The sequence below is a fragment of the Brevundimonas sp. genome, assembly GCF_016463485.1.
In the GTDB taxonomy this organism is placed as follows: Bacteria; Pseudomonadota; Alphaproteobacteria; order Caulobacterales; family Caulobacteraceae; genus Brevundimonas.
Window position 1 is genome coordinate 12,950 of the sequence record NZ_JAEMRD010000026.1, and the last position, 16,744, is coordinate 29,693.

14 protein-coding genes are annotated in these 16,744 nt (G+C 67.2%); 4 read left to right on the plus strand and 10 right to left on the minus strand.

Translation table 11 applies throughout. The features are described 5' to 3' along the window. Positions 1 to 3: 3 nt before the first annotated feature. Genes JHC99_RS06140 through JHC99_RS06155 form a run of 4 tightly spaced genes read right to left on the minus strand, consistent with a single transcriptional unit; the run spans position 4 to position 2,436 of the window. Complete coding sequence (locus JHC99_RS06140) at positions 4 to 1,074, minus strand: NAD(P)-dependent alcohol dehydrogenase (protein WP_292152575.1); 1,071 nt, start codon at positions 1,072 to 1,074, stop codon at positions 4 to 6. Positions 1,075 to 1,134: 60 nt separating this feature from the next. Further along, positions 1,135 to 1,884, minus strand: coding sequence for a DUF72 domain-containing protein (locus JHC99_RS06145; protein WP_292152576.1), 750 nt, complete (start codon positions 1,882 to 1,884; stop codon positions 1,135 to 1,137). Further along, on the minus strand, positions 1,881 to 2,276 hold the full coding sequence (locus tag JHC99_RS06150) for a type II toxin-antitoxin system RelE/ParE family toxin (RefSeq protein WP_292152577.1): 396 nt from the start codon (positions 2,274 to 2,276) through the stop codon (positions 1,881 to 1,883). Before JHC99_RS06150 ends, JHC99_RS06145 begins: the two co-directional genes overlap by 4 nt. Continuing rightward, complete coding sequence (locus tag JHC99_RS06155) at positions 2,191 to 2,436, minus strand: type II toxin-antitoxin system ParD family antitoxin (protein WP_292152578.1); 246 nt, start codon at positions 2,434 to 2,436, stop codon at positions 2,191 to 2,193. Before JHC99_RS06155 ends, JHC99_RS06150 begins: the two co-directional genes overlap by 86 nt. Positions 2,437 to 2,518: 82 nt before the next feature. Here JHC99_RS06155 and JHC99_RS06160 point away from each other — a divergent pair, with 82 nt between their 5' ends. Then, complete coding sequence (locus JHC99_RS06160; RefSeq protein ID WP_292152579.1) at positions 2,519 to 3,640, plus strand: aromatic ring-hydroxylating dioxygenase subunit alpha; 1,122 nt, start codon at positions 2,519 to 2,521, stop codon at positions 3,638 to 3,640. Between the two features lie 67 nt (positions 3,641 to 3,707). On the opposite strand, the gene JHC99_RS06165 is transcribed toward JHC99_RS06160, so the two are convergent. Together JHC99_RS06165 and JHC99_RS06170 are read right to left on the minus strand one after the other, a co-directional pair. Continuing rightward, entirely contained in the window at positions 3,708 to 4,361 is a 654-nt protein-coding gene (locus tag JHC99_RS06165) for a TetR/AcrR family transcriptional regulator (RefSeq protein WP_292152580.1), read from the minus strand. A 283-nt stretch (positions 4,362 to 4,644) separates the two neighbouring features. After that, entirely contained in the window at positions 4,645 to 6,474 is a 1,830-nt protein-coding gene (locus JHC99_RS06170; RefSeq protein WP_292152581.1) for a cation:proton antiporter, read from the minus strand. 302 nt (positions 6,475 to 6,776) lie between these two features. On the opposite strand from JHC99_RS06170, the gene JHC99_RS06175 reads away from it, so the two are divergent. Continuing rightward, on the plus strand, positions 6,777 to 8,912 hold the full coding sequence (locus JHC99_RS06175; RefSeq protein ID WP_292152582.1) for a M13-type metalloendopeptidase: 2,136 nt from the start codon (positions 6,777 to 6,779) through the stop codon (positions 8,910 to 8,912). A gap of 1 nt (position 8,913) precedes the next feature. Here JHC99_RS06175 and queG read toward each other — a convergent pair whose 3' ends face one another. Both queG and pelA read right to left on the minus strand, forming a co-directional pair. Beyond that, positions 8,914 to 10,047: a tRNA epoxyqueuosine(34) reductase QueG gene (gene queG / locus JHC99_RS06180; protein WP_292152583.1), complete on the minus strand. Its 1,134-nt coding sequence runs from the start codon at positions 10,045 to 10,047 to the stop codon at positions 8,914 to 8,916. 305 nt (positions 10,048 to 10,352) lie between these two features. After that, on the minus strand, positions 10,353 to 11,429 hold the full coding sequence (pelA, locus tag JHC99_RS06185; RefSeq protein ID WP_292152584.1) for a pectate lyase: 1,077 nt from the start codon (positions 11,427 to 11,429) through the stop codon (positions 10,353 to 10,355). Positions 11,430 to 11,568: 139 nt separating this feature from the next. Between pelA and JHC99_RS06190 the strand changes: the two genes are divergently transcribed. Further along, positions 11,569 to 13,179, plus strand: coding sequence for a serine hydrolase (locus JHC99_RS06190; RefSeq protein WP_292152585.1), 1,611 nt, complete (start codon positions 11,569 to 11,571; stop codon positions 13,177 to 13,179). A 54-nt stretch (positions 13,180 to 13,233) separates the two neighbouring features. Here the strand turns inward: JHC99_RS06190 and JHC99_RS06195 are convergent, their stop codons facing one another. Together JHC99_RS06195 and JHC99_RS06200 are read right to left on the minus strand one after the other, a co-directional pair. Next, entirely contained in the window at positions 13,234 to 13,734 is a 501-nt protein-coding gene (locus tag JHC99_RS06195; RefSeq protein WP_292152586.1) for a pyridoxamine 5'-phosphate oxidase family protein, read from the minus strand. A gap of 60 nt (positions 13,735 to 13,794) precedes the next feature. Next, a complete protein-coding gene (locus tag JHC99_RS06200; RefSeq protein WP_292152587.1) occupies positions 13,795 to 14,007 on the minus strand; it encodes a hypothetical protein in 213 nt (70 codons plus the stop codon). Between the two features lie 208 nt (positions 14,008 to 14,215). Here JHC99_RS06200 and JHC99_RS06205 point away from each other — a divergent pair. Continuing rightward, positions 14,216 to 16,744, plus strand: a 2,529-nt coding sequence (locus JHC99_RS06205) for a hypothetical protein (RefSeq protein ID WP_292152588.1), incomplete at its 3' end; no start/stop codon positions are given.

Sequence of the window (16,744 nt, forward strand, 5' to 3'; positions counted from 1 at the left end):
GGATCAGGCGGCCTGGTCGAGTTTTTCGATGTCGATGACGAAGCGGTAGCGGACGTCGGACTTCTCCAGCCGCGCATAGGCTTCGTTGATCTGGTCCGGCGCGATCAGTTCGATGTCGGACGCGATGCCGTGCTCGGCGCAGAAGTCGAGCATCTCCTGGGTCTCGCGGATGCCGCCGATCAGGGAGCCGGCGACGCTGCGCCGACGCCACAGCAGGGGCATGGCGAAGACGGGCATGGCCTCGGTCGTCAGGCCCAGCATGACCATGGTGCCGTCACGGGCCAGAAGCTGGAGGTGACCCGCGATCTCGTGCGTCGCCGAAACGGTGTTGATGATCAGGTCGAATTTCTCGGCCGCCGCCTTCATCGCCGCCTTGTCGGAGTTGATGAGGAAATGTTTCGCGCCCATTCGTTCGGCGTCGGCCCTCTTGCGGTCCGAGGTCGACAGGACGGTGACCTCGGCACCCATGGCCGCCGCCTGCTTGACCGCCATATGGCCCAGTCCGCCCAGTCCGACGACGGCGACTTTCGACCCCGGCTTGATGTTCCAGTGCTTGAGCGGCGAATAGGTGGTGATGCCGGCGCACAGCAGGGGCGCAGCGACGTCCAGCGCGATCGAATCGGGGATGTTCAGCACGAAGGCCTGATCGACGACGATCTTGTCCGAATAACCGCCCTGGGTGATCGGCTGGCCGGATTCGGCGCTGTGCTTGTCAGGGTTGCCATAGGTGCCGGTGAAACCGGGGATGCAGTACTGCTCCTCGCCCTCGACGCAGGACGCGCAGGTGCGGCAGCTGTCGACCATGCAGCCCACCCCGACTCGGTCACCGACCTTGAACTTGGTCACATTGGCCCCGACGGCGGTGACCAGGCCCGCGATCTCGTGGCCGGGCACGATCGGGTAGACGGTGTTGCCCAGATCGTTCTTCACGATGTGCAGGTCGGAGTGACAGATTCCGGCGAACTTGATGTCGATGGCCACATCGTCCGGGCCCGGATCGCGTCGGTCGAAGGCGAAGGGCGTGAGGGGCGCGGTCGAGGTGGTCGCGGCAAAGGCACGGGTGGCGATGGGCATGGGAAAGGCTCCGGGATGGCAGCGCCTCAGATGTAGGCGACAGGTGCGAACCGCAACGGTTCAGGCCAGCTTTTTGATCAGCGCCTGGGCCGCCGCCGGGTTCCGGACCTTCGCGCCCGAGATGAAATAGGCAAAGACCGGCCCGCGCGCGGCCCAGCCCCGCGTTTGGGTCGCCACGGCGTCCAGTTCGTCCGAGGTCATGCCGGTCGGTTCGTCCTCGCGGCTCGACATCAGCCGGGCATAGGTAAAGTCGGCGGTGTCTGCATCGATCCGGGGCCACTCCGGCGCCTCATCGTCGACGGCATAGACGATGGCGGCGCCGTATCTGCGGGCCAGGTCGCGGAACTGTTCGGTGTCGAAGCTGGGGTTGCGGACCTCGAGTGCGTGCCGCAACCGCACGCCGTCCTTTTCGGGCGGCAGCAGTTTGAGGAAGCCCTCGAAATCGACGGGATCGAACTTCTTGGTCCCCATGAACTGCCAGTTGATTGGGCCAAGCTTGTCGCCCAGCAGGGTCAGCCCCTGATCCAAGAATTTGGCGAAGCTCTCGCCGCCCTCGGACAGGATTTTGCGGTTGGTGCAGAAGCGGCTGGCCTTGACCGAGAATTTGAACCCCTCGGGCGTCTCGTCGCGCCACCTCATCCAGCTGTCGGGCTTGAAGGTCGAATAATAGGTGCCGTTGATCTCGATCGAGGTCAGGGCCCGCGAGGCGAACTCGAGTTCGCGCTTTTGCGTCAGGCCGTCGGGATAGAAGACCCCGCGCCACGGCTCGAAGGTCCAGCCGCCGATGCCGATGTGGATGGGGTGGGTCATTGGTTCATGTCTCCTGACAAGCCTTGCCAATCTTCCAGGGCATGACGAATCCGAACGATCAATACGCTCTCGTCCGCCAGCAAATCATAGACGATGACGTGACGGCGATGTCCATGAATGCGGGCCGGAGGATTCAGCGAGTCTCGGACCCGGGCCATCTCGGGAAAATCAGCTATGAGGTCGAGGGTTTCGAGAAGCCCGTCGATGTAGCGGTCGGCCTGTCGTTGCCCAAAGGCTTCCACGCCATGCCGATAGATCGTCGACAAGTCTTGCCTGGCTGCCAGACTAATCCGGAGAATCGCCACCTCAGGCGCGTTGGCGGAGTTCGGCGCGGATCTCGTCGATGATCTGTCGCGGAGACTGGTCGGACACGCCGCTCGCACGGCCTTCATCGACCAGTCGCTGCATATTGGCGATCTGCTCGGCCCGGATCTGCTCCCTGCGGATGAGGTCGCGGACATAGTCGCTGGAGTTCGAATAGCGACCGTCGGCCGACTGGGCCTCGACCCAGGCCTTCATCTGATCGGGGAGGGAGATATTCATCGTGGCCATGGGGTGATGCTCCGCTCGATGGCAAGGTTTGTCAAACTGTGCGCGTGATGACGCGCCGCGATCCGGGCAGTAGGATGTCGTCATGCCCGCCGCCGACTCTGCATCCGCCCTGACGACCGCTCCTGACGCCAAGGCCCCGCCGAGCGCGTTCGGAAAGGGGTTCGTGCTGGACGCCTGGTACTTCGTTGCTCTGTCGCGCGATGTCGCGCCGGGCTCATTGAAGCGGCATGAGCTGATGGGCGAGCCGGTGCTTGTGGGCCGGACGAAGGCCGGTGCCGTTTATGGGATGCGCGACATCTGCCCCCACCGGGCGGCGCCGTTGTCGGCGGGGCGGCTGGTCGAGCATCCGGGCGAGGGCGAGACGGTCGAGTGCTGCTACCACGGCTGGCGTTTCCGCCCCGACGGCGTCTGCGCGGCCATTCCGTCCCTGGTCGAGGATCAGGCTTATGAGGCCGGACGCATCCGGGTGCGGTCCTATCCGGTGGTCGAGAGCCAGGGGATGGTGTTCGTCTGGATGCGCTCGGACCCTCGGTCGGACGCCGCGCCGGATCACGCGCCGCCGGTGTTTCCGGGCGTCGTCGGAGGCGAGGCGAAGCTGGTCGAGGCCATGGATTTCGACAGCCACATCGACCACGCCGTCGTCGGCCTGATGGACCCCGCCCACGGCCCCTATGTGCATCAGCAGTGGTGGTGGCGGTCGGCCCATTCGATGCACGAGAAGGCCAAGGCCTTTGAGCCGCGACCCGAGGGCTTCGCCATGGTGCGCCATGCGCCGTCGTCGAACAGTCGGGCGTATCGCATCCTGGGCGGGGCACCGGCGACGGAGATCACCTTCCGCCTGCCCGGCTATCGCTGGGAGCATATTCTGGTGGGGGAGCGCCAGGTGCTGGCCCTGACATGCCTGACGCCCGTTACGGAGACGAAGACGAGGATCACCCAGATCTTCTGGTCCGATCACTGGGTCTTCGGTATCGCCAAGCCGTTCCTGCGGATGGGGGTTCGCGCCTTCCTGAAGCAGGACGGCGGGATGGTGAACCTTCAGAACGAGGGTCTGCGCTACGACCCCGCCCTGATCTGGATCGACGACGCCGACAGACAGGCGAAATGGTACCAGCAGCTCAAGCGGGAATGGATCAAGAGCCGGGCCGAGGGGCGGTCGTTCCAGAACCCGGTCCAGGCGGCCGTGCTGATGTGGAAGAGCTGATCGGTCCACGTCGGGCATGAAAAAGGGGCTGCCGGTCGGCAGCCCCTTTTGACTCTTCAGACGAGGATTACTTCCGCGTCAGCGCGCCGGCCAGGATGACGGCGATCTGCTTGCCGACGTGGCCGGTCAACTGGGCGGCGTCCCAGCCGTCGTAGGCGGCGCGGCGATAGTTGGACAGATAGGCGTCCCAGACCAGTTCGGTCAGCAGGGGCACGTCCGCGTCCTGGCTCAGTTCTCCCTTGGAGACGCCGTCGCGCAGGATGTCGGTGATCACGACCAGCAACTGTTTGGTCACGGCGCGGGCGCGGGTCTCGGCGGCCAGGGGCTGGAACCACGAGCGGGCGACGATGGCCTGGAACAGGGGCAGTTGATCCAGCGAGCCGTGATAGCCGGCGGCCAGGGCGGCGGTCAGGCGAGCCTGGGCCGAGCCTTCACCGGCACCGGTCTTCACTGTGTCGGCCAGGCGGGTCATGTCCTCGGTCAGGACGGCCTCGAACAGTTCGGCCTTGTCCTGGAAATTGGCGAAGACGGCACCGGTCGACATGCCGGCACCCTTGGCGATGTCGCGGATGGTGGCGGGCTCATAGCCGCGCTCGGCGAACAGGTTGCGGGCGGCGTCGAGGACCTTCTGGCGCGTCCGGACCTTGGCGGCCTGGCGGCGGTTGAGGCGCGGGGCCTCGGATTCGTCGGCGTGAAGGGCAGTCGCGAGGGAAGAGGACATCTGGGGGACTCTGACTCTGGCCGGCTGACAGACCGGCGACGAACAAGCGGGAGACGATTTCCGAGGTCGCCGTCTCGGCGAAAAACATGACAGGAGCCGACCTGAGTTGTCCGGCTGCTGCTGGGGGAGGTGGGGTTCATCACGAAACGATGACGAAAATGGGGTCCATTCATTAACAGGTGGGAGATGCGACATGACGCCGTCGACCGGCGTGACGCGAGCGTCGGTTACAGGGGTTTGCAACGCGCCACGCGGAACATTCCGTCGCAATGGCTGACTGAAATCAGCCGGCCGGGGTCGATCCACGAAGGGCCCGGGTCGGACGGTTCCTGCGATCGGCCGGTGTGGCGGCCTGGAATACGGCGCGGAACTGGTCGCGCTTGCCGTGGATGGAGGCCAGCACCAGACCCATCGGTACGCCGATATCGACGAGAGTGTTTTCAGCCAGTTGCAGACTGGCCTCAGTCGTCTCCGGGACCGCATCGGTGACCCCCAAGGCATACAGACGGGCCGCGTGGCGATCGTCCCTGGCCCGCGCGATCAGGGTCATTTCCGAACGCAGGGCGCGGGCGGCGATGACGACCTCGTCCACCTTTCCGGGTGCGTCCATGGTGACGACCAGGGCGCGGGCGGTTCCGATCCCGCACAGCTCCAGCATCTCCGCGCGGCCTGCGTCGCCGTAGTAGATGTCCACGCCCGCCTTGCGCGCTGCAGAGACTGCGCCGGGATCGGTATCGAGTGCGATGAAAGGGACGTTGTGCTCGGCCAGCATGTCGCCGACGAGCCGTCCGACCCGGCCATAGCCCACGATCATCACGGCCCCGTCGCGCACCACAGGCGGGGTGGTCTCCACAGCGAGCCCTACCGGGGCATCGGCCCGACGCGACAGTCTCTGGCCCAACATGGCCATCAGGGGCACGGTGAACATGCTCAGGGTGGCCGAGAGCATGACGCCCTGGGTGAAGGCCGGCGGGGCGACGCCCTCGGCCATGCCGGTGGCCAGGATCACAAAGGCGAATTCACCGGCCGGCCCGAGGACGAGAGCGGTCTCGACGGCGGTGCGGGTGCCGATGCCCCACAGCCGAGCCAGACCGAAGATCAGACCCGCCTTCACTGCCGTGATCAATGCAGCAAGACCGAAGATGAACAGTGGATCGGCAGCGACGGCCCGGACATCCAGGCCGATGCCCACGCCGACGAAGAAGACGCCGAGCAGCAGGCCCTTGAACGGCTCGATATTGATCTCGACCTCGCGACGGTATTCGGTCTCGGCGATCATGATGCCGGCGATCAGGGCCCCGATGCTCATGGACAGGCCTGCCGCCTGGGCCGCGACGCCGGCGCCCACCACGATCAGCAGGCACAGGGCGACGAACAACTCCTGCCCGGAGTTGGTGCGCTTGCGGCTGCGCGCCACCGACCGGAACAGCGGCCTGAGCACCAGCCGGCCGAGGACGACCACAAGCGCCAGGCCGATGGCGGCGGGGGCCAGGGCGAACAGGGTACGGCCGATCAGCTGCGGCTCCAGCAGGCCGCCAGGCGCGGCGGCGGCGACCAGCAGGGAGACGGTGATCAGGATCGGCGCGACGGCCAGATCTTGGGCCAGCAGGACGGCGAAGGTGGATCGTCCCACCGCCCCCTTCAGCCGCCCGCGCTCGGCCATCACCGGCATGACCACGGCGGTCGAGGACAGGGCCAGGCCCATGCCGAGCACGGCCGCCCCCGCCAGCGACTGGCCCAGAAGGGCGAAACCGGCCCCCAGCACCACCGAACAGATGACGACCTGCATCAGCCCCAGGCCGAAGACGAGCCGCCGCATCGACTTGAGCCGCTCCCACGACAGTTCCAGCCCGATCATGAACAGCAGGAAGGCGACGCCGAGCTCGCTCAGCTGGGCGATCTGGGTCGGGTCGGAGATGGTGAACCACGACAGCCAGGGCGCGCTTTCGGCCAGACTGCCCAGGCCATGCGGCCCCAGAAGGACGCCGGCGGCGAGGAAGCCGAGCACGGGGCTGATCTTCAACCGGCTGAACAGGGGCACCACGACGCCCGCCGCCGCCAGGAAGACGACCAGGTCCTTGTATTCGCCGCCGCCGCCGTGTCCGATCGCCATTCGCTCTCCCGTCAGGTCGCCCGACGCGCGAGATTGCGCCCATGAGGGCGAACAGTGGCGAGATGGGGTTCGGGGCCACTATAGCCGCACCGGCGTGGCCAAGGGAATGCGCGGCGGGGCGAATGCGCGCGATCGGTCTCACCAGCCCATTCGACATTCAACGTCGGTCGCGTGCAGAACCGTCGCCGAAGATTCATGAATCTTTTTTAAGGCGACGGGCCGGTCCTTCGGCGTAGTTTCCCCGCCGAACGGCGTCCACGCCGAGGTCTGACCCCCCTTTTTTGCGTTTCAGGATTTCCCCCATGAAGACGTTGCTTCTCGGTGCCGCGATCGGCGCACTGCTTCTGCCCGCCGCCCTTCCCGTCATGGCCCAGGACTGGTCGGCCCAATCCGACGACCATGAATGCGTCGATGAGGCCTGCACGATCGTCTCGCTGTTCCAGACCACGGCCCCCGCTTCGGGCTATCAGGGCACGACGGCGCCGAAATACGGTACCTGGGGCTTCAACCTGGCCGGGCGCGACACCTCGGTGAACCCGGGTGACAGCTTCATGGAATATGCCAACGGCACGGCGCTGCAGTCGCTGCAGATCCCGTCGGACCGCACCTCCTACGGTTCGTTCGCTCTGCTGCGCGAACTGTCCGACAACCGGATGAAGGAACTGGTCACGGGCCTGGCCGCCCGCACCGACCTGACGCCGGGTTCTGACGAGGCCAAGATCGCCGACGCCTATCGCTCGTACGCCAACGAGGCCCGGGTCGAGCAGCTGGATGCCCAGCCGCTGCAGCCCTATCTGACCGCCATCCGCGCCGCCGACAGCCATGGAAAGATGGCCGCCTATATGGGCAACACCATCGGCAAGCTGGGCTCGTCCTTCTTCCGCACCGGCATCACGATCGATGCCAAGGCCCCGAACCGCTACGTCGTCGCCGCGGGCCAGGGCGGCATCGGCCTGCCCAACCGCGACTACTATCTGTCGCCGCTCTATGCCGACAAGAAGGTCAAGTACCAGGCCTATGTCGAGCGCATGCTGACCATGATCGGCTGGGACAAGCCCGCCGAGAACGCCGCCGCCATCGTCGCCCTGGAATCGAAGATCGCAGAGGCCCACTGGACCCCGATCGAGAACCGCAACCGCGACAAGACCTATAACGAATACACGATCGCCCAGCTGGTCGCAGACGCTCCCGGTTTCGACTGGCAGGGCTATTTCAACGCGGCCCAACTCGGCGACACGCCCCGCCTGATCGTGGCCCAGAACACCGCCGTGCCCAAGATCGCGGCCATCTATGCCGAGACACCGGTCGCCCTGTTGCAGGCCTGGCAGGCGTTCCAGACCGCCGACGGCGCCGCCCCCCTGCTGTCGAAGCGGTTCTCCGATGCCCAGTGGGAGTTCCGCTCGCGTGACCTCTCGGGGCAGCCCGAGCAGCGCTCCAGAGAGAAGCGTTCGATCTCCTTCGCCGAAGGGATGCTGGGCGAGGCGGCGGGTCGTCTTTACGTCGCTGAGTACTTCCCGGCCGAGTCCAAGGCCAAGATGGAGACGCTGGTCGCCAACCTGCGCACGGCCCTGTCGCACCGCATCGAGGGCCTGACCTGGATGGGCACCGAGACCAAGGCGGCGGCTCAGGAGAAGCTGCGCAAATTCACCGTCAAGATCGGCTATCCCGACAAGTGGCGTGACTATTCGGCGCTGCAGGTCCGGGCCGATGACCTGTTCGGCAATGCCCAGCGCGCCGGTCAATTCCAGTGGGATTACCAGCGCAACCGCCTGAACGATCCGGTCAACAAGCAGGAGTGGGGCATGACGCCCCAGACCGTGAACGCCTATTACAACAGCGCCAACAACGAGATCGTCTTCCCGGCCGCGATCCTGCAACCGCCCTTCTTCGATCCGGACGCGGACCCGGCCGTCAACTACGGCGGCATCGGCGGCGTCATCGGCCATGAGATCGGACACGGCTTCGACGACCAGGGCTCCAAGTCTGACGGCGACGGCGTGCTGCGAAACTGGTGGACCGACGCCGACAAGACCAATTTCCAGTCCCTGACCACGCGTCTGGGTGCCCAGTACGACGCCTATGAGCCGCTGCCGGGCTACAAGGTCCAGGGCGGGCTGACGATGGGCGAGAATATCGGCGACGCCTCGGGCGTGGCCGTGGGTCTGGAGGCCTATCACCTGTCGCTGAACGGCCAAGCGGCCCCCGTGCTGGACGGCACGACCGGCGACCAGCGCTTCTTCTACGGCTGGGCCCAGGTCTGGCAGTCCAAGATGCGCGACGAGGCCGCCAAACAGCAGGTCGCCACCGACCCGCACTCGCCGGCCATGTTCCGCGTCATCGGCCCTCTGCGGAACCATGACGCCTGGTACGAGGCGTTCAACGTCCAGCCGGGCACGAAATACTATCTGCCGCCGGAAGAACGCGTTCGCATCTGGTAGGTCAGAGAGCGGGTGAGGGGGCGCCCCTCCCCCATTCCTCGATCACTTCGGGGTCGGTCTCGGTTTCGCGCCGTTCGTTCCTCAGCAGGGCAAACTGGCCGGGCTCGACCAGCCGCCCCACCGCCCAGACAGCGGCCCCCCGCACCAGCGGCGAGGGGTCATCGAGCAAGGAAACGGCGGCCTGGATCAGGTCGCCGTTTTCGCTGTTGGCGATGGCGTACAGCACGTTGCGGATGAAGCGGTCGCGGCCGATCCGCTTGATCGGGCTCTTCGAGAACAGGGCACGGAAGGCGGTGTCGTCCAGGGCGGCGAGGTCCGACAGGCGGGGGCTGACCAGGCTGTCGCGCGCCATTAGCCGGGCCTCGCTGGAGGCCGAGGCGAACTTGTTCCAGGGACAGACGGCCAGACAGTCGTCGCAGCCGTAGATGCGGCTGCCGGTCGCCGTGCGGAACTCCACGGGCCAGGGGCCTGCGAACTCGATGGTCAGATAGGAAAGGCAGCGCCGCGCATCGAGCTGGAACGGGGCCGGAAAGGCCCTGGTCGGACAGGCGTCGAGGCAGGCGGTGCAGGAGCCGCAGTGTTCCTCTTCGGCCGCGTCCGGCTCGACCTCGGCGGCCGACAGGATGACGCCGAGGAACAGCCAGTTGCCGTGGTCCCGGCTGAGCAGATTGGTGTGCTTGCCCTGCCAGCCCAGCCCCGCCCGCTGGGCCAGGGGCTTTTCCATCAGGGGGGCGGTATCGACGAAGACCTTGACCTCGGCCCCGGTGCGGGCCGCGACCTGACCCGCCAGCTGTTTCAGCCGGCCCTTGATCAGTTCGTGATAGTCGTCGCCGCGCGCATAAACCGAGACATAACCTGCCGAGGCGTCGACCATCTCGGGCAGGGGGTCATGGTCGGGGCCGTAGTTGACCCCCAGGACGATGGCGGTGCGCGCATCGGCCCACATCGATGTCGGATGGGCGCGGCGCTCCAGCGTCGTCTCCAGCCAGCCCATGTCGCCGTGCCGACCCGCCTCGACGAAATGAGCCAGCCGCTCGCCGGCGCTCCAGGGCTCCGTGGCCGAGGCGAAGCGACAGGCGGAAAAGCCGAGATCCTGCGCGCGGGCGCGGATGACATCGCGGAGGTCGACGGCCATTCAGGCGATGTGCGTCCCTTGCGCCGTTCTGTCCAGTGTGGACCAGGACCGAGAGGCGCAATGTCACCGTGACACAAACGGGGTGACATGGGTGCCCTTGGGACAGGCCTGTCGTTCTGAATCAAGGACTTACCGAATGACGATGTCACCCTGATGGGCGGGTTTGTGATTTTCCAGCGCGTGGCCTGGGAACGGCCCACCTGTTCGGATTGTCAAAGACCGCGTTGGAAATGGTGAGGTCTGGGGGGAGGCGCAAGAACTAAAGAGGAAAATATTCTTATATTGTCCCGGTGCCGTCGCAGACCCTAGAGCGGTCGGCCGATCCGTGCGCGCCAGGCCGGATAGTCGCGGGCGATCAGGTTGGCGGCGGCGCCGTCCCAGTAGTTGTAGCCCGCCCGACGCTCCTGCTCGATCTCGGCCAGCGAGCCCTTGGCGACCGAGTCCCGGCCCATGAAGATCGGGCGGTTGGTGCCGAGCTCGTAGAATCGGGCCCACAGGGTCTGGCCGGGGGCGGGGATGACGCGACGGTCGGGATTGCCCTCGGCATCGGTGAAGCGTTCGACGGCGATGTCGGGAATGCCGTTGGCCTTGAGCCAGGCGACGGCACCCTCGACGGCGGCAATGATCTCGGGCGAGGGGCGGTCGAGCGACATCAGGAAGCGGGTGATCCCGACGCTCTCATAGCCCGAAAGAGACGGTGGTTCGAACTTGCGGGCCCAGGCGGGAGCCAGGGTCACTTCGTCATGCTGGGCGCACCAGACGGTGAGCTTTCCGTCCTGAACGATCTGGGTCTTGAGGATCACGTCGATGCCGCGTGTCAGGGCGTCGGTGGCGCGGGCCTTGCGCGCCGGATCGACGAAGCCGTAGGGCGCTCCGCCGGCCGCAATGTCCTTGACCAGGGTCAGCAGCCGGACCTGGGCGTCGTCGTTATAGGTGATGTGGGTGTAGTAGCCCCGGCGCAGCGGGAAGAACTGGGGCCAGCCGCCGTTCGGGTACTGGGCGGCCAGGACGTAATCCAGACCGCGGTCGAAGGCCGCGCGCCGGGCCGGGGTCTCGCCCCCTGCGGCGATGACCCTGGCCAGAAACGTCAACGGCAGGGTGGTGCCGTTGTTGTCGAAGGTGTTGGCCAGATCGGGATCCAGCGGCCCGGTCGGGGCGACCATAAGATCGGTGTTCTTGGGCCAGCCGCCCTCGGCCGACTGATACAGGATGACCGTGTCGGCGATGCGCCGCGCGTCGGCTGAGGCAAACCAGGATGCATCCTGCTTGACGACGCCCGTGCCCCATGTGGTCGGCGGTGTCTCGGCACGAACAGGGCCTGTGGCGCATGCCCCGAGTGACAGGGCGATGGCGGCGACGATCCAGGCGGTGCGGATGGACATGAAGGCTCCCGGGGTGGTCCGCTCTGAAGGCGGTTTCGCGACGTATATGACACCGGTAGACACCTGGAAAGCCGTCTCACCCTCTGGCGCGGCGCGGGAGGCCCCGCTAGCCTTCGCATACAGTCCACGGAGCGTCTCGATGTCCCTGTCCCTTTCGCGTCGTCAGGCCCTGTCGTCGGTCGCCGGCCTCGGTGCGATCTCGGCACCGCGTCTGGCCTGGAGCCAGTCGGCGGCTGCAGACAGTGAAGCCCTCTCCGGGGCGGTGGACGCCTTCGTCCGACAGGCCATGGAGGCCTTCCCGGATCAGCCGGCCCTGTCGATCGCCCTGGTCAAGGACGGCCAGACTCTGCTGGCCAAGGGGTACGGCGTCCGCCGCATGGATGCGCCGGGTCGGGTGGATGAGCACACCCTGTTCGCCATCGCCTCCAACACCAAGAATGTCACCGCCGCCGCCCTGGCCATCCTGGTCGACGAAGGCAGGGTGAAGTGGGACGAGCCGGTGCGGACCTATCTGCCGGGCTTTACCCTGTCCGATCCGGTGATCGGCGAGCGGATCACCGTGCGCGATACGCTGAGCCACCGCGCGGGATTCGGTCTCGGCGCCGGCGACCTGCTGTTCTGGCCCAACTCGGACCGGACCCGCGAGGAGGTGCTGCGACAGGCCGCCTTCGTGCCGATCGAGGACGGGTTCCGGGCCAACTACCACTACTGCAACCTGATGTTCGTGGTCGCCGGGGCGGTGATTGAGGCGGTGTCCGGGATGCGATGGGAGCAGTTCGTCCAGACCCGAATCCTGGACCGCGTCGGCATGGGCCAGACCGTGCCGATGACCACGATGGCCGACCCGGCGAAATCGGCCCTGCCGCACGCCCGGGTCGGGCCGCCGCTGCGGACCCATGGGCCGATGGTGCGGATCGCCGACTCGATCGCCGAGGTCTGGAACTGGGATTCGGCGGCGGCGGCCGGCGGCATCTGCACCAACCCGGTCGACTGGGCGAAGTGGATCAAGGTGCGGCTGGCCATGGGGGCCCTGCCCGATGGATCGCGGCTGTTCTCGGAGGCGACGGCACGCGAGATGTGGCGGCCCAACATCATCGTCGGCTCGTCGCCCGGCCCGACCGCCGAACTGCCCAACCGCGCCATCGCCTCAACCTATGCCATGGGTTTCCAGGTCCAGGACTATCGGGGTGAACGGCTGATCAGTCACGGCGGCGGATCGCCCGGCGGGATTTCGGCGACGGTGCTGGTGCCGGGCCGCAATACCGGCTTCTCGATCTTCTCCAATGCGGAGGAGAGCTTCCTGCTGCGGGCGCTGCGAAGCGGTATCGCCGATATCGTCATGGGAAAAGCCACCTTCGACTGGATCGCGGACTCGCAGAAACTGGCGGCGGATTCGACGACCAGGGCCATTGCCGCAGCCGCCGGGATCGATGCGAAGCAACAGGCGGGTGCGCCGCCGTCGCAGCCTTTGGCCGCCTATGCCGGTACCTGGAGAGACCCGTGGTATGGCGACATCGTCATCGAGACGCGGGGTCGGGGCCTGTGGCTGTCGTTCAGCCGGACGCCGGCGCTCAAGGGCCCGCTGGAGCCGTATGAGGGCGAGACGATGCGGACGCGCTTTCCGGACAAGCGCGAGGAGGACCTGCTGATCACCTTCGCCGCCGATGGGCGAACGGCCACGATGAAGGCCCTGAGCCCAGACGCCGATTTCTCATACGACTACCAGGACCTGAGACTGACCCGGGTCTAGGCGCGCGAAAGCCGCCGCGTCCGGGACGCGGCGGCTTCGCTTGGCCAAACAGGCCTAGTTCAGGTTGATGTCGGAGACGCCGCCGACATCGGGGACGGTCTTGGTCAGATTGGCCTTCAGAACCTGATAGCCGAAACCCAGCGCGCCCTTGTCCGAGACCCAGACCCGTCCGTCGTCGCCGTCGAAGCGGATCAGGGTCAGGTGGGCGTCGTCCTTGCCGTCGGGGTACCAGGCGGCGACGACGGGGTTCCAGTATTTCTCGATCCGCTCGCGGTCGTTGTCGATCGAGAGCTCGCCATGAATACAGGCCTGAACCTTCTGGTCCTTGGCCTGGTAGGTGAACATCCCGGACTGGCCGCCCACGGCGACGTCACGGGCGAAGTCGGTGTCGTCGCGGGTGAAGAACCAGATCGTGCCGGTCTCGGGCTCGGCATAGCCGGTCATCGGTTGGTTGTGATAGCCGGGCTGGTCGAGGCCCAGCATGCCGGTGTTGGATTCCTTCAGGCTCTTCCAGAATTCCTTTTCCGCCTCGGCGGGGGTCAGGTCGTGGGCCATGTCATGCTCCTGTGCGTGGGGTCGGCAAGGAGAACCGGCTGGAACCGCTGCGGTTCCCGATCAGGACGGACGGGTGAACCCCGCCAGGGCTCCCAGGTGGATGACCAGCAGGAAGGCGACGGCCCCCGACAGCAGCATCAGGAAGCGCCAGGGCGCCATCCGGGGTCCGCGCGCGACGTCGGGCGGCTGCGCGCCGCGCCAGCCGGCGAAGACCATCAGCCCCAGGGTGGCGGCGAGCAGCAACAGAGTCGGGATCAGGGGCACGGCGCGCATGTGGCGGCGCATCCTGCAGGCCGCAAGCCGAAATCCTTGCGGGGTCGTTAATCTTTACGGCCCATTAACCATGCCGGCCCGAGAAACGGCTCAGGCGCGGGGCTGTCCACAGGAAGATACCCAGACCTCTATATCTTGGGGTTAACCATGCGTTTACACCCCGGATATCGACGATTAGCGTGCCGCGTATGGGTCGAGGAGCGAATCAGTGAGCGCAGCTGCGCCGTGGAGCGTAAAGGGCATCGACCCCAAGGCGCGTGAAGTCGCCAAGGACCTCGCCCGTCGCTCCGGCATGACGCTGGGCGAGTGGCTCAACACCATGATCATGGATGACGGCGAGGACGACGAGTCCTACACGCCGCTGCCCCGTCGTCCGCACGCCGCCGAGAGCATCGATCGGCGCGGGCGCTCGCGCCGGCTGGACGACGCCTATGACCGGCCGGGCCGGTCTTCGTACGATGCATCGGACGACGTGCTGCACCGCGTCGCCGCCTCGGTCGATGCCATCGCCGCCCGCCTCGAAGCCGCCGAGCGGCGCTCGACGGTGGCCATTCAGGGTGTCGATCAGGCCGTCTCGGGTCTGGTTCGTCGTCTCGACGGCCAGGATGCGACGGCAAAGACGCAGGGCCGCCGCCTTGACGACATTTCCGAGGAACTGCGCGAGGGCCACCGCCGCCTGCGCACCTTCGAACAGCAGGTCGGACCCGAGACCAAGGCGACCTTCGGCAAGGTCGAGACCGGACTCGGGGCCCTGGCCTCGCGCCTGTATGACATCGAGGAGCGTCAGCGCAGCGGGACCAACGAACTGCGTGCCCGCATGGATGCGGTCGAGAAGACGGCGGGGCCGGGGATCGGCTCGGACCTGCTGGCCCAGGTCGGTGCCCGCCTCGACGACGCCCAGGCGCGGACCACCGAGGCCCTGCGCGGTCTGGAACGTTCCTTCGCCGGGCTGGATCAGCGTCTGCGCGCCGCCGAGGGCCGGGTCGAGCCCGAGGGCTCGCGCGAGGCCGCCCGCTTCGAGAAACTGGCCGAGACCCTGGGTCGCCAGGTCGAGGCCAACCGCGCCGACATGATGCGCAGGCTGGACACCGCCGAGCACGAAGGCCGGATGAGCCGGCTGGAAAGCGCCGTCCTGGCCATCGGCGACACGCTCAAGACCTCCGAACAACGCTCGGCCCAGGGTATCGAGGCCATGGGCCGCGAGGTCCTGCGCATCGCCCAGAACCTGAACGGTCGCGTCCAGAAGGTGGAGGCCGACGGCTCCGGGCGCGACGATCGTCTGGCCGACGCCCTGTCGCGCAAGGTCGACGGCGTCGCCTCTGCCCTGTCCGACAAACTTTCGGAAAAGATGGACCGCGACATGGGCCGTTATGCCCAGGCGGTGGAGCAGCGGCTGACGCGGTCCGAGGACCAGCACGCCATCGCCCTCGAGAAGCTGGGAGGAGAGATCACCCGCATCTCCGATCGGCTCGCCGACCGGATCGCCCAGTCGGAACGCAAGTCCGCCCAGGCCCTGGAAGAGATCGGGCGCAAACTGTCCGACAGCTCGGAACGGATCGAGCAGCGCTACGACCGCGCCTCCGGCGAACTGGCCGAGCGGATGCGGCTGTCGGAGGAACGCACGGCCCAGTTGCTGGCCGACGCCCGCGACGCCATGGCGAGCCGGATCGAACGGACATCGCTGCGCGAGCCCGTCAGCGAACCAGCGCGGTTCGAGACCGATGACCTGCGTCAGCCCGACTGGCGCGCCGCCGCCTTCGGTAACGGCTATGAGGACGCGCCCGACAGCGGCTGGTCGGCCGATCCCCTGTCGGTCGGGCCGGAACCTGCACCCTTTCCGGGCGCGGTAAGCCCCACGCCGCCCCGGATGGATTTCGGCGCAGCCTTGGCCGAGCGGGTCCTGACACAGGCGGCGATCATGCCGGAGCCCACGCCGGCACCGGCGCCTGCGCCGGCTCCTGTCGAAGCCGCCTTTGCCGCCCAGCCGTTTGCGACCCAACCCCTTGCCCCGCAGGCCCTCTCGGAGCCTGCACCGGTCTACGTCGAGCCCCAGCTTCAACCCCAGCCGGCGGCGTTCGGCGGCTACGGCGGGGCGGATGTCGAGGATGCGCTGGAGGCCACCGCGCCGCCCCGGCCGCAGGCCTTCGGCCACCAGGCGGGACCTTCGCCCGCAGAAGCGTTCGACGCTGGCGGCGACGAGTTCTCGGCCGAGACCGATTTCGTCAATCCGCGCCAGATGCGGGCCGGGCTGGCGTCCGGTGCGGCGACCGCGCGCGCGGCCTCGACCCGCAGCGCCATCGACGCCGCACGCGCCGCCATGATGTCGGCCCCGGTTGTGACGGATGAGCCCAAGTCCGGCTTCGGCCTGAAGCGGGGCGGCAAGTCGCGGCTGCAGGAACGGCTGGACAAACAGGCCAATCGGGACGGCTCGGTGGTGCGCAAGGCCTTCCTGGCCTCGGTGACGGGTGTCGCCGTGGTCGGCGGCGTCTTCGCCATGCAGCGCCTGACGGGGGCCGAAGCCTTCAACATTCCGGGCATGGAAGCCGTCGGTCAGGCTCTGGGCCTTGGCCCCGCCCAGCGCGCCCCGGCGCCGGAAGGCGAGACGACGCCCCTGCTGGCCTCGGCCCTGACGCCGACCGACGCCGTGGCGCTGGACCAGACCGAAGCTCAGGGCCTGTTCGATCAGGCCGTCGAACAGATCGACACCGGCCAGCCGGGCGGGGTCGCGACCCTGACC